We start from the raw sequence: 12,764 nt of genomic DNA, 5'->3' as shown, positions 1-12,764 counted from the left end.
CTTGAGACGCTCCTAGAGATCGAGTGCGTCGAGGCGGAGGATCGCCAGGATGTAGATCTTCAGCGCCTGCCGCAGCAGGGCCTCGGAGGCGCACTCGTTCGGCCCATGCATGGGACCGCCGAAGCTCGGCAGTGCGAGCTCGCGCTCCTCGGGGCCAAATGAGACGGCCTGCTTGAAGTTTCGCGCGTACGTGCCGCCGCCGATGCTGAACGGCTCAGCAGCCTCCCCTGTGACCTCGTGATACGTGTCGAGGAGGACGCGTACGGCGGGGCTCTGTGCGGAAACCGAGAACGGGACCTTCGTGCGCGTCACCTCAAAGGCAACGCCGTGCGCCGCAGCCCGCTCGGACAGCGCTGCGGCAAGGAGATCTGCCGTCGTGCTGTCGGGGAAGCGGATATCGATCGTCTGCTCGATGCGACCGTCGTCGCGCACAGCGATCGTCCCGGCGTTGAGTGTGAGGGGCCCGAACGCATCGCTTGCGGTCGCGATGCCGGCGGCGGCACCGTCGGTGTCCGCATGCAGCACGGACAGGAGCTCGAGGAAGGCGCGCTCGCCGGCGGCCAGGAACCCCGGCCTCCCCGTCTCAACCTCCCGTAGATAGCCGACGACGAGCCCGATCGCGTTCAGCGTCCCCTCGGGAAGCGAGGCGTGGCCGCCGATGCCGCGCGCGGTGACGCGGGAGCGGCCCTCCCCCGCCGACTCTATGACGAGGCGGTCGGCGTGGGCGATGGGCGCTGGGAGCTCGGCGGCGTCGACGACGAGTTCCACCACCGACTCCCCGGGGATGGCGTTCGTCGCCGCGGCGCCGCTCCAAGAGAGGATCCGCCCGTCCTTGATCGCGTCGCTGACGAAGGTTGCACCGAACAGGCCCTTCTCAGCGTTGCAGACGGGGAACTCGGCATCCGGGGTGAACAGGAACGCAGGCTGCGGATGCCCCTCGAGGTAGTGGTGGACATCTGTCATGCCGACCTCCTCATCGCTCCCCAGCAGGGCGCGGAAGGTGTGGCGCGGCGTGATCCCGCGCCGCAGCATATACGCCCCGGCGTAGAGGGAAAGGACCGCGGGACCCTTGTCGTCGATGACACCACGCCCAAGGAGCCAGCCCTCCCGACGCCGCATGGTGAAGGGGTCGGCATCCCAACCGGGGCCGGCGGGCACGACGTCGACATGGGCGATCGTGGCGATCTGTCGGTCGCTGTCGCCGGGGATGTCGGCGATCCCCATGAAGCCCTCATCATCAGAGGTGCGGTACCCCAAACGCGCGGCGATGCCGAGCCCCGGGTCGAGGGCAGCGCGGGCGGCGGGTCCAAATGGGGCCCCGGGCGCGGCAGCGTCGGCGTCCGCAACCGAGGGATGGCTCACGAGCTCGGCGATGTCCGCGAGGACGTCATCCCAGACCTCGTCGATATACGCCTCGACATCGGCGTTCAGATCTTGGTTCTTCATAGGTTCTCCTTCACGCTGTCCGGACGACGTTGTGTGCCAAGCTTATACCCCGAGCAGGGCTGCGAGCTCGGCGGTTCCATGTGCGATGGCAGCGGCCCCTGCCCGCTCATGCTCCCCCGGGGCTGCCGCGCCGCCGTAGATGCCGATGCAGGGCATGCCAAGCTCGGCGGCACCCTCGACGTCATGGCGGCGGTCCCCCACCATCAGGGCATCCTCTGCATGCGCACCAAGGGCCTCGAGGGCGGCGGCGATGGACTCGGCCTTGGTGCTCCGCAGACCGGGCACGCGGCCGCGGATCGCGGAGAACTGGTCGAGCCCCTGCGCACGGGCCATCACCTTGGCTGTCTCCTCCATCCGGGAGGTCGCGACGGCGAGGCGACGGCCCGAAGCCTTGAGACCATCAAGCAGCTCGCGCATCCCGGGCAGAGGCGGGCAGTCCGCCGGCTTCACCGTGGCTTCAAAGATAGCCCGATACGCGGCCATGAGCTCGCAGGCTTCCTCGTACTCCACGCCCGCCACGAGCATGAAGCCCTCCTCAAGCGGCGGCCCCACCATGGGAAGCAAGTCGGCGGCCGCGGGCTCTGGATACCCGTGCTCCACCAGGGTCCGAGCGGCGGTTGAGAGAATGGCGGACTGCGTATCGACCACGGTACCGTCGAAATCGAAGATGACGACGGGACGGTCCCTGAGCTTCTCGATCATGCGGCTCCTTCGTTTCAAGGATGTGAAGAATAGGAGATAGTCACGGGGGCGATGTGAAATGAAAAAGCCCCGCCTCCCGAAGGGGACGGGGCCTGATGCGTCATACCGAAAGAGCGGGAGCAGCCTACTCGGCGGCCTCCTCGCCCTCCTGCTCCTCAGAGGGAAGCGGCGTGACGTCGATCTCGATGCCCAGGGTCTCAGCAGCGGACTTCATGGACAGAGAGATGCGGCGGCGATCGAGGTCGATCTCCATGACCTTGACCTGGACCTTCTCACCGACGTGGGTGACCTGGCTGGGCTGGTCAACGTGCTTGGAGGCCATCTCGGAGATGTGGACCAGGCCCTCGATGCCCTCGCCCAGATCAACGAACGCACCGAACGGAACGAGCTTGGTGACCGTGCCCTCGACGATGGCGCCGACCGGATACTTCTTCACCAGCGCGCGCCACGGATCCTCGGTGGTCTGCTTGAGGCCCAGCGAGATGCGCTCGCGGTTGAGATCGACGTCGAGCACCTCGACCTCGACCTCCTGGCCGACCTTGACGACCTCGGAGGGGTGGTTGACGTGGTTCCAGGAGAGCTCGGAGATGTGGATGAGGCCGTCGATGCCGCCCAGATCCACGAAGGCGCCGAAGTCAACGATGGAGGAGACGGTGCCCTTGAGGCGCATGCCGCTCTTGAGCTTGGAGAGGATCTCGGAGCGCTCGGCCTTGCGGGACTCCTCGAGCACCACGCGACGGGAGAGCACGACGTTGTTGCGGTTGCGATCCATCTCGATAACGCGGGCCTCGATGGAGGTGCCGAGGTAGGAGGTGAGATCCTTCACGCGGCGAAGATCGACCAGGGAGGCGGGCAGGAAGCCGCGCAGGCCGATGTCGAGGATGAGACCGCCCTTGACGACCTCGATGACCTCGCCCTCGACGTTCTCGCCGGCGTTGAACTTCTCCTCGATGCGGTTCCAGGCGCGCTCGTACTCAGCACGCTTCTTGGAAAGCACGAGGCGGCCGTCCTTGTCCTCCTTCTGAAGGACCAGGGCCTCGATGGGATCGCCCAGGCTCACCAGGTCGGACGGATCGGCATCCTTGCGGATGGAGAGCTCGCGAACGGGGATGACACCCTCGGACTTGAACCCGATGTCGACGAGGACCTCATCGCGCTCGATCTTGACGACGGTTCCATTGACCAGATCACCCTCATCGAAATCCGTGATGGTGCCGTCGATCAGGTTGTTCATCTCCTCTTCGTTGACGTCATCAAGGGAGAAGATGGACGAGTTCTGAATCTCACTCAAAGGTGGACCCCTTTCGAACTACGGGGCCCCGATTGCGATACTCTCGGGGGCCGACAGATACGGTAGCGACTGCGTCCACAGTCACGTCTTGTTAGATTACGTTGAAACGCCCCCGAATTCAAGGGAAAACTTTCATATTTTACGTGGGCGGTCAAGTGTTTTTTGAAAAGCGTACAACCCCCTCTCGCGCCGTCCGGGTCGGGGAGCCCGAGAGGACCTCCCCGCTGGAACGGGTACGATGGGCTCGTTGGCCCGCAACGGGTTGACGGGTGTACCCGAGGGGAGCGAATCCATGCTGAAGGCCGTCACGTTCGATATGGACGACACGCTGTTGGACATCAACTTAAACGCATTCGTCGTCATGCTCGCCCGTGACGAGGCGTCGCTCCTCGCCGATGCGGGCCGTCGTCGCACCTGGCCCGTGCTCGCCGGCTACGCCCGCGCCCTGATGGAGCTCAACCAGGCGGGCCGGGACGGCGCCCGCACCAATCGCGAGGTCTTCGACGAGGCAATCGAACGGAACACCGGCGTGGTACTTGCCGATCCCGTGATTCGCGACATGATCGAGTACTATGAGCGCGAGGTCCTGCCGACGAGGAATGACCGAATCATCCGCGCCCGCCAGATGCCAGGGGCCGCCGTGGCGGTGGACGCCGTGCTCGCCCGCGGCCTCCGTGTTGCCCTCCTCACGAACCCGAGCTTCTCCGAGACCTGCATCGCCTGCCGCATGCGCTGGGGCGGCCTCGATGAGATGCCGTTCGAGCTTGTCACCACCATGGAGAACAGCCGGCACTGCAAGCCGGATGCCGCGTACTACCATGAGAGCCTGGAGGCACTCGGCCTCTCCCCTGCTGAGGTCCTGATGGTGGGCAACGATCCCAAGCGAGATTTCCCCGAGCCGGAATGCGGGCTGAGGACCGCCTACGTGGGCAAGGGGGCGCCCGAGCGGGCGATCTGGACGGGGACCATGGCGGAGTTTGCTGAGAGCTTCGATGAGGTGGCCGAGGGGTTCGAATCAGCCAGTTGAGGTGCGCCCTACCGTGGCCCCGCCCAACCGGGCCCGAGAGTGAGCCCCGCGCGCCGCAAGCTCAGGTTTTTCGCGATTGCGCCCGAGTCGGGCGCGCGCCGGCCCACCCTCGGTTCACTTCACATATATATAGGGGGACAAAGAAAAACGCGCCGCCGGGGCGACGCGTTTTAGTCGAAGAACAGCTTGATCTCGCGCTCGGCGTTCTCGGGGCTGTCGGAGCCGTGGATGACGTTGGAGTTGACATCCAGTGCGAAGTCGCCGCGAATCGTGCCGGGAGCCGCCTCGAGGGGATCGGTTGCCCCCATGAGCGAGCGCATCTTGCGCACCGCCGCAGGACCCGCGACCACTATCTTCACAACGGGGCCGCTGGTGATGAAATCGATCAGATCCTGGTAGAACGGCTTGTCCGCGAGGTGGCGGTAGTTCTCGGCGGCCTGCTCGGGGGTCACCTGCGCAAGCTCCATGCGCTCGATGACCAGACCGCTGCGCTCGATGCGCGTGATGATCTCGCCCATGTGGCGGTCGCGAACGGCATCCGGTTTGATCATGGAGTAAGTGCGTTCAATTGCTGCCATGACGCTCCTTTCGGTTGTCGGCGTTCCCCATAGTTTAGCAAAGCGAACATCCGGACGCCTGAAACCGATGGATCGTACGCATGGGGCAACATCATGGCCGCCCTATGACGAGCAGGCAGGCTCGAACGAGCCCTCGCCGAGGCTCCGTCACCAACCCGTTGCCCTACAGCCCCGCGAGCACGGCCTCTTCGGTGATGAGCGAGTGGCGCACGAGCTTCGCCTGCTGCTCGACGGCATGCGGGGCGGTGCCGCCCTCGGTCACCCGGGCCGCCACGATGCTCGGGATGTCGAGCGCTCCCACGATGTCGTCCGAGAACAGGTCGCTTGCCGCCTTGAAGTCGTCGATGGTGAGGTCGGCGAGGCCGCATCCGCGCTTCTCGCAGGTGAGGACCAGATGCCCCACGACCGCATGGGCCTCACGGAAGGGCATCCCGCGCTTGGCGAGGTAATCTGCCACGTCGGTGGCGGCAAGGTGGCCGGTCTCGCACGCCTTGAGCATCACGTCTTCATTGAAGGTCGCCGTGCCCACCATGCCCGCCATCACCCCTAGGCTCTTGATGATGGTGTCCGCGGTGTCGAGCATCCCCTCCTTGTCCTCCTGGAGGTCCTTGTTGTAGGCGAGGGGCAGTCCCTTCATGGTCACGAGCAGCTGGACGAGGTTGCCGTACACGCGCCCGGTCTTGCCACGGATGAGCTCGGCGAAGTCCGGGTTCTTCTTCTGTGGCATGATGCTCGAACCCGTGGAGAACGCGTCCGAGAGGGTCACGAAGCCGAACTCCGAGCTGCTCCAGAGCACGATCTCCTCGGCGAGACGCGAGAGGTGCATGGCCGTAACCGAACCGGCATACTGCAGGTCGAGCAGGAAGTCGCGGTCGGATACGGCGTCGAGCGAGTTGGGCACCACGTCGGAGAACCCGAGCGAGAGGGAGGCCATGCGGCGGTCGAGCGGGTAGCTCGTGCCGGCGAGCGCCGCGGCGCCGAGTGGCGAGACATCGGCGGCGCGGTAGGCCTCGTGCAGGCGGTGGAAGTCGCGGTGGAACATCCACGCGTACGCAAGCAGGTGGTGAGAGAGGAGCACCGGCTGGGCGTGCTGCAGATGGGTGTAGCCCGGCAGGATCGCCGTGGCATGGGCCTCGGCTGCGCTCACGAGGGCCCGGCGGAGCTCGAGCGTGGCCTCCATCATCTCACGGCTGAGTCGCTTTGCCGCGAGCCTGGTGTCGGTTGCCACCTGATCGTTCCGGGAGCGCCCCGTGTGCAGGCGCTTGCCCGCCTCGCCGATGCGGCGCGTGAGCTCGCTCTCGATCGCCATGTGAATGTCCTCATCGCGGATGTCGAAGGTGAACTCCCCCGCTTCGATATCCGCTTGGATGGCGTCGAGGCCATCGCAGATCTCGTCGCGATCCTCCTCGCTCAGGATTCCCTGGGCCGCGAGCATCGAGGCATGCGCCTTCGAGCCGGCGATGTCCTCGCGGTACAGATGGCGGTCGACCGGCAGCGACGCCCCGAACTCCTGGGTCCCCTCGGCGACGCCCGCCTCGAACCGTCCTCCCCATAGTGCCATGTGCGCAGTCCTTTCTCAGTCACGCGGCGGCTGCATCGCCGGCGGCCTACACCTACGAAAACGGCAGGGCTCAGGAGATGGCGTACGCCGCCGTGCCCAGCGCGTGCCGGTACTCCTTCAGGGAACACCCCATATCAACCTCCGGCACCGGTGGGACGCACAGATCGGCGACCAGGGCGTGCGGGCCCTTATGCCCCTGGTCGCACCATCCCTTCAACGTTGAGGGGATCTGCTCAGCCTTTTTCACATCAATGTATGTCTTGAACATGCTTCCGTTCCTTTCGAGTTCTTCGCAGCTGGCAACAGGGTGGCTTAGCGCGCTGCGGCGTGAAGGGGGCCGGCGGAGCCCATCGTGAGGGGCATCGTTGCCGCAGCCGAAGCATGAGGCGCCGCGGACACCGATGCCGCAGACGCCTGCTTGAGCGCCCAGGTCTTGATGGAGAGCGCCTGGATGTTGATGAAGCCCTTGGCATCCGTCTGGTTGAAGGCGTCGTCGTTGTCGTAGGTGGCGAGGTTCAGGTCGTAGAGCGACCAGGCGCTCTTGCGGCCGACCACCACGCAGGAGCCCTTGTAGAACTTGAGCTTGACCTCACCGGTCACGTGCGTCTGGGTCGAAGCCATGAAGGCATCGAAGGCCTGCTTGAGCGGGCTGAACCACTGGCCGTTGTAGACGAGGTCGGCCCATGCCTGCTCGAGCTCGAGCTTGTAGTGGAGGACGGAGCGCTCAAGCGTCAGGTCCTCGAGGGCCTTGTGGGCATTGATGAGCGCGAGACCGGCCGGCACCTCATAGCATTCGCGGGACTTGAGGCCCACGTAGCGGTTCTCGATCATGTCGATGCGGCCGTAGCCGTTCTCGCCGGCGATCCCGTTCAGGGTTCCGATGAGCTCAGGCAGGGGCAGGTGCTCCCCGTTCAGGCTGACCGGAACGCCCCCCTTAAAGCCGATCTCCACATAGGTGGGGGTGTCAGGCGCGTCCTCGGGCGCGGCGGTCATCGTCCAGATGTCCGCCGGGGGCTCGGCCCAGGGATCCTCAAGCACGCCAGCCTCGATGGCGCGGCCCCAAAGGTTGTCGTCGATGGAGTACGGCTTCTCGATGCTCGCCCCCACCGGCACGCCATGTGCTTTCGCATAGGCGATCTCATCGGGCCGCATGCCGAGATCCCACTCGCGGACCGGTGCGATCACCGTGAGCGAGGGATCGAGCGCGAGGATGGAGGTCTCAAACCGGACCTGGTCGTTGCCCTTGCCCGTGCAGCCGTGGGCCACGCAGGTGGCACCGTGCTTGTGGGCGGCCGCGACGAGATGCGCCGAGATCAGCGGCCGGGAGAGGGCCGAGAGCAGCGGGTACTTGTTCTCGTACATGGCGTTGGCGGCTATGGCGCAGGTGAGGTAGTCCTCGCAAAACTCCTGCTCCATGTCCACGACCTCGCAGGCGACGACACCGAGCGAGAAGGCCTTCTCCTTGATCTTTTCAAGGCCGTCGTGCTCCTGGCCCACGTTGCCAAGGACGGCGATGACGTCGAGGCCCTTCTCCTCCTGGAGCCACTTGATGCAGACGGAGGTATCGAGGCCGCCGGAGTAGGCGAGCACGACCTTCTGCTTGTCGGATACGGTCTGGGGTGCGGTTGCGTTGCTCATGGGGATGTCCTTTCGATTCATGATGGGTACCCGGATGAGCCACGAAGGCGCGCGATGCGCGATCGGAAGATTTCGTTGTGGGAAAGGCCCGACGCCCATAAAAAATGGTCCGTCGGAAATCCTCGACGAACCAAACGTGGACCCGGTGAAGGCCGATGCCTTCGCGAAGCTGGGCGACGTTATCGTCGTCGAGAAATCGCGCGGCGGCGTCGGTCGGCGCTATCGGCAGCGTTCTGGCTGAGAAGGATGGCCTGGACCATCATGCTCTCATATGTTGCCAGCTCGTTCTGCAAAGCGACTCCAAACCGAATGCCCGCCCGTGCGGGACGCGACGCGGGATGCGTACGCGTTGGAAGGCATGATACGTGAACGGCGCGCGGATGCGGTTGGGAATCTTGAAATGTTTCGCGTGGATTACAAGGCGTGGATGCGAATTGGCGGAACGCTCGTTGGCGGCTTCCCGTTTCTTGCAGCGGTTCCGCACGTGTTCTTGCAGGTCGCGACATGCGCTCCATCATCGGCAGGCCCATGCCCGCACGAGAGTCTCCTTTCTAGATGTGCGTGTCGTCTTTCATGCTTTTCCGACAAGATGGTCAAAAACCTCAACTTCTTGGGCATTCACAGGCAACAGGAGCCTGAACACGACTAACTATATGTATTCTCTCGACGGTGAAGCATAATTTCAGTTATGCACCAAGCTTAAGAAGCGAGGCCAGGAGCTGAGATATAGGCCCTCTTTTGCCCAAGAAGTTGTGGGTTTTGGCCACAGTCGGCTTCTAGCGCGAGGATTCGCGCTCAACGAGCTCCGTCGGAACGAACGTCTCGAGCGGGGGAACCTCGCCGGACAGGAGGGTGAGCAGCGCCTCGCAACCGCGCGCGGCGAGTTGGTCAGTGTGGCGCTGCACACTCGTGATCTGCGGGGAAGTAAGGCGTGAGTACACGGAGTCGTCGTACCCCACGAGGCGAACCTGCCCCGGAACATCGATGCCGGCTGTGCGGAGGGCGTTCAGGCACCCCACGGCCGCATGGTCGCTCGAGGCGAAGATGCCGTCGAAATCGCAGCCATGTTCGTCGAGGTAGCGCGTGATGAGCTCTTCGGCCTCCACCATGCTCGGTTTCGCACCGGTGATATAGATGAGATCGCTTTCCTTCGGCGCCCGGCCATGGGCTGCATGGGCCTCACGGTACCCGGCCTCGCGGTCACGGCGACCGTAGTCGACGGTGAAACTCGACATGAACAGGATGTGCCTGCAGCCACGGTCGATCAGATGCTCGGTCGCCATCCGCGAGGCCTTGACATCGTCAGAGGATACGCGCGGGACAAACCGCGCGCTATCGGGATACCGGTCCACGCAGACCACAGGGATGCGGGAGGTCAGCAGATCGGCGTTCAGCGAATTCAAGCCGCTGATGCAGATGATGCCGTCCACGAGCTTGCTCGTGAGGGTGCGGAAGTAGTTCTTCTCGCGCTCCGCGTCATTGCCGCTGTTGCACACGAATACGGAATAGCCCTGCCCTGCCAGCTCGCGCTCCACATGAAGTGCGACACTCGAGAAGAAGTCGTTTGAGATGTCCGGCACGATCATGCCGATATTGCCTGACTTCGAGCTGCGCAGGCTGCGCGCCGCCATGTTGGCGACGTAGCCGCTCTCGTCGATGACCTTCAGGACCCGCTTCCTGGTCTCCTCGGAGAACCTGCCATTATCGTTTATGACGCGGGAAACGGTTGCAACCGAGACACCTGCCAGCTGTGCGATATCGCGTATAGACGGCCTGCCCGATGCCATCGCTGCCTCCCGATCGATCTAGACCGGCCATAGCCCCGGTCACCTCTTGGAATCATAGTATAAACGGTTTTGAGGAAACGATTACTCGTTTCCCGAGCGGCCCCGCTGCATATGAAGAGCGGGCGAAGCCCCGCGGGTAAACCCATCGGACTCCGCCCGCATCCGCCCCTCGCTCAGACGGCAACCGCTACCGGTTGACGCTCGCCATACGGAAATAGGTGTACGGCTTGCCCTTGAGCGAGATCGAAAGCTGCTGCACGTTCTCAGGACTCGTGCACCCCGCGAAGCCGCCATCTCCGATCGCGTGGATGTCCGCGCCAGTCTCCTTCATCTTCAGCGCGATCAGCCGCACGGTATCGGGGTCCGCGCCCTCAACCGAGCTGTTCAGGAACGTCATCGCCAGCGTACCGGGCTTATAGGTATGCACGTACTGTACGAGCTCCTGAATCATGTGGGTCGAGATGCCGTTGCGGGAGCCGGGCGCCGGCAGGTCTATCACATCTGCACCGGCGTCGATGAGCCGACGGATCACATCTTTGGCATCGTAGTCTGCCAGCGGATCGCCGAGCACGCGCTCGTTCACGCCGTCCTCCCACTTCCCCGCGAAAAGCAGGACGCGGTCGCCATACCCCTCCTTGATCCATGCCGTGGTGGCGATCACGTCCTCAATGCTTGTCCCCGACCCAGGATTGCCGCCGAGCACGATGAAGCTCGCACCCATCTCGACAGCACGGTCGACGTGCTCCAGCGTCGCCAACATGCCCTCAGGGTCATAGAGCTTCCGCTGATCAGGCGCGTTCTTCCCCGGGCAGCCCAGGTACACGCCGATCGGACGTCGGCAACGGGCCTTGAGCTCAGCAAACGTGAGGCCCTGGAGTCCTGGGTTATCCTCCTCGTTGTTGAAGTTGAACGTGTTGAGCATCACCATGTCAGCACCGAAGGCAAACAGAAGCTCGGAGTTGGTCACGCCGCGCACCAGGCCCTGGCTGGCGAAAAGCAGGTGCTGGCCCATGACCACGCGCCCCTCGCTCATGCGGATCGACTCCTTCAACGTCATGGCATCCCAGCCTTCAAAGTCTGAGGCGGATGCGGATATCAGGCGAACACGATCGGACATGATTATTCCTTTCGAAGGTTCCAGGGGGCACAACTATCAAATGCCGCTGCGGCCCACCCGAACGGCGCCCGCAGCGGTCGGAAGCAGGCTCAGCCTTGGTCGTTGACGGCGTCATAGCCGAACAGGTACGTGAGGATGGCGGTTCCAAGGAGCGCCACGACCATGGCGATGCAGAAACCGACGAAGCCCTCACCAAGGAAAAGCGGGAAGGAGAGGATACCCACAGGGCCGCCCGCCGTCGCGGCGGCATTCGAGAAGCCCGCGATGGCGCCCGCAATCGCGCCCATGCCCACTGCGATGTAGAACGGCTTCTTATACTTTAGGTTCACGCCGTAGATGGCGGGCTCGGTGATGGAGAAGAAGCCGGTCACGAAAGCCGAGAACGCCGTCTCCTTGATGTCAGGATTCTTGGAGCGCAGGGCCCCTCCCAGCGCGGCCCCGGCCTGCGCCCAGTTCGAGGGGCCGGTCACCGCGTTGATGGTGTTGCGCCCGTAGGCCGAAAGGTTCATCTGCCCGATGGGAATGATGCCCCAGTGCAGGCCAACGACCACGAGCACCTGCCAGAGGCCACCGAGGACGGCGCCGCAGAGGATGGGGGAAAGATTGTAGATCCAGGTGTACGCGTCCGTGAGGCCGTTCTGCAGCAGCGACATGACGGGACCGATAACCATGAACATGGCCGGCCCCACCAGGAGCAGGGTGAACAGGGGGTTCAGGATGTTCTTCACATACGGGTGCAGCACCTTGTTGAGGAAATGCTCCACGACGCTCATGAACCAGATCGTCACGATGATGGGGATCACCGTCGAGCCGTAGCCCTGCGCGGGGCCGACCACGGGGAATCCGAAGAAGGCCAGCTGCGGGTCAGCACCAACGACGGCCTTTGAGCACATGGCGATGCCGAGCATAACGGCGATGATCGGGTTCGCCTTGAAGCGGCGCGCCGAGGTGAACGCGAGCGCGATGGGAAGCGAGGAGTAGATGGCATCCCCCACCGTGTTGAGCATGATGTACTCGCCGCTCGTATTCGACAGGCCGAAGAACGTCGTCGCAACCATCAGGAGCGCCTTCAGCATACCGCCGCCGATGAGGGCGGGAAGCACCGGCGTGAAGATGCTCGTCACGAGATCGACCACACGGTCGATGGCCTTGCCCTTCACCTTGAGATCGTCTTTGCTCACCACATCATCGTCAACCGAACCGCCCAGCGTGACCCCCTGGGCCCCGATCGCGTCATACACGTCGCCGACCGTGTTACCGATGACAACCTGGAACTGGCCGCCCTGCTCCACCACGGCAACGACGCCCTTGGTCTTCTCGACAGCGGCCTTGTCCGCCTTCGCGCTGTCTTTGAGCTTGAAGCGCAGACGTGTGGCGCAGTGCGCCAGCGACGCCACGTTCTCCTTGCCGCCAACGCCCTTGAGGACGTCGGAGGCGAGCTGGTCGTATGAACTCATGGTGTACCTCCTTCAAGGGCTCCCATCCAACGTGCGCCCACTCCGCAGATTGAATGGGTAACCGTTTACACAACAAAGGATACGACATGTTGGGTAAACGTATACTCAATCAATGGGGGCGTCAGGTGAACGGCTATATTCCGCCGAGTAACCGGATGGG

At 63.9% G+C, this 12,764-nt stretch carries 12 protein-coding genes; 2 read left to right on the top strand and 10 right to left on the bottom strand.

What is annotated here, in order from left to right; genetic code table 11:
- Window positions 1-12: 12 nt before the first annotated feature.
- The 3 genes from CAP13_RS02945 to rpsA form a co-directional block, all read right to left on the bottom strand.
- Window positions 13-1,446 carry a Sapep family Mn(2+)-dependent dipeptidase gene (locus CAP13_RS02945; protein ID WP_085830152.1) on the bottom strand — a complete coding sequence of 478 codons (1,434 nt, stop codon included), beginning with the start codon at window positions 1,444-1,446 and terminating at the stop codon, window positions 13-15.
- Window positions 1,447-1,488: 42 nt separating this feature from the next.
- Window positions 1,489-2,148, bottom strand: coding sequence for an HAD family hydrolase (locus CAP13_RS02940; RefSeq protein ID WP_085830151.1), 660 nt, complete (start codon window positions 2,146-2,148; stop codon window positions 1,489-1,491).
- A gap of 124 nt (window positions 2,149-2,272) precedes the next feature.
- Window positions 2,273-3,439: a 30S ribosomal protein S1 gene (rpsA, locus tag CAP13_RS02935; RefSeq protein ID WP_085830150.1), complete on the bottom strand. Its 1,167-nt coding sequence runs from the start codon at window positions 3,437-3,439 to the stop codon at window positions 2,273-2,275.
- Window positions 3,440-3,731: 292 nt separating this feature from the next.
- Here rpsA and CAP13_RS02930 point away from each other — a divergent pair, with 292 nt between their 5' ends.
- Window positions 3,732-4,466, top strand: a complete 735-nt coding sequence (locus tag CAP13_RS02930) for an HAD family hydrolase (RefSeq protein ID WP_085830149.1) — start codon at window positions 3,732-3,734, stop codon at window positions 4,464-4,466.
- A gap of 170 nt (window positions 4,467-4,636) precedes the next feature.
- On the opposite strand, the gene ndk is transcribed toward CAP13_RS02930, so the two are convergent.
- From ndk to CAP13_RS02910, 4 genes are all read right to left on the bottom strand, one after another.
- Window positions 4,637-5,044, bottom strand: a complete 408-nt coding sequence (ndk, locus tag CAP13_RS02925) for a nucleoside-diphosphate kinase (RefSeq protein ID WP_085830148.1) — start codon at window positions 5,042-5,044, stop codon at window positions 4,637-4,639.
- A 163-nt stretch (window positions 5,045-5,207) separates the two neighbouring features.
- Window positions 5,208-6,605, bottom strand: coding sequence for an argininosuccinate lyase (argH, locus tag CAP13_RS02920; protein WP_085830147.1), 1,398 nt, complete (start codon window positions 6,603-6,605; stop codon window positions 5,208-5,210).
- A gap of 70 nt (window positions 6,606-6,675) precedes the next feature.
- The gene (locus CAP13_RS02915) at window positions 6,676-6,873 is read right to left on the bottom strand and encodes a hypothetical protein (protein ID WP_085830146.1); all 198 of its coding nucleotides are present in this window, start codon (window positions 6,871-6,873) and stop codon (window positions 6,676-6,678) included.
- 44 nt (window positions 6,874-6,917) lie between these two features.
- On the bottom strand, window positions 6,918-8,243 hold the full coding sequence (locus tag CAP13_RS02910) for an argininosuccinate synthase (RefSeq protein ID WP_085830145.1): 1,326 nt from the start codon (window positions 8,241-8,243) through the stop codon (window positions 6,918-6,920).
- A 4-nt stretch (window positions 8,244-8,247) separates the two neighbouring features.
- Here CAP13_RS02910 and CAP13_RS09845 point away from each other — a divergent pair, with 4 nt between their 5' ends.
- Complete coding sequence (locus CAP13_RS09845; RefSeq protein WP_179184907.1) at window positions 8,248-8,484, top strand: hypothetical protein; 237 nt, start codon at window positions 8,248-8,250, stop codon at window positions 8,482-8,484.
- Window positions 8,485-9,019: 535 nt separating this feature from the next.
- Here the strand turns inward: CAP13_RS09845 and CAP13_RS02905 are convergent.
- The 3 genes from CAP13_RS02905 to CAP13_RS02895 all read right to left on the bottom strand — a co-directional run bounded on the left by CAP13_RS02905 (window position 9,020) and on the right by CAP13_RS02895 (window position 12,604).
- Complete coding sequence (locus tag CAP13_RS02905; protein WP_085830144.1) at window positions 9,020-10,030, bottom strand: LacI family DNA-binding transcriptional regulator; 1,011 nt, start codon at window positions 10,028-10,030, stop codon at window positions 9,020-9,022.
- A gap of 187 nt (window positions 10,031-10,217) precedes the next feature.
- A complete protein-coding gene (locus CAP13_RS02900; protein ID WP_085830143.1) occupies window positions 10,218-11,147 on the bottom strand; it encodes a DUF7916 family protein in 930 nt (309 codons plus the stop codon).
- An 89-nt stretch (window positions 11,148-11,236) separates the two neighbouring features.
- Window positions 11,237-12,604 (bottom strand): PTS transporter subunit EIIC, encoded by a 1,368-nt coding sequence (locus CAP13_RS02895; protein WP_085830142.1) that lies wholly within the window; start codon window positions 12,602-12,604, stop codon window positions 11,237-11,239.
- Window positions 12,605-12,764 lie beyond the last annotated feature (160 nt).

Source organism: Collinsella vaginalis, assembly GCF_900176655.1.
In the GTDB taxonomy this organism is placed as follows: Bacteria; Actinomycetota; Coriobacteriia; order Coriobacteriales; family Coriobacteriaceae; genus Collinsella; species Collinsella vaginalis.
Note: the sequence above shows the minus strand (reverse complement) of the source record. Positions and strands in the feature narration are given on the sequence as shown.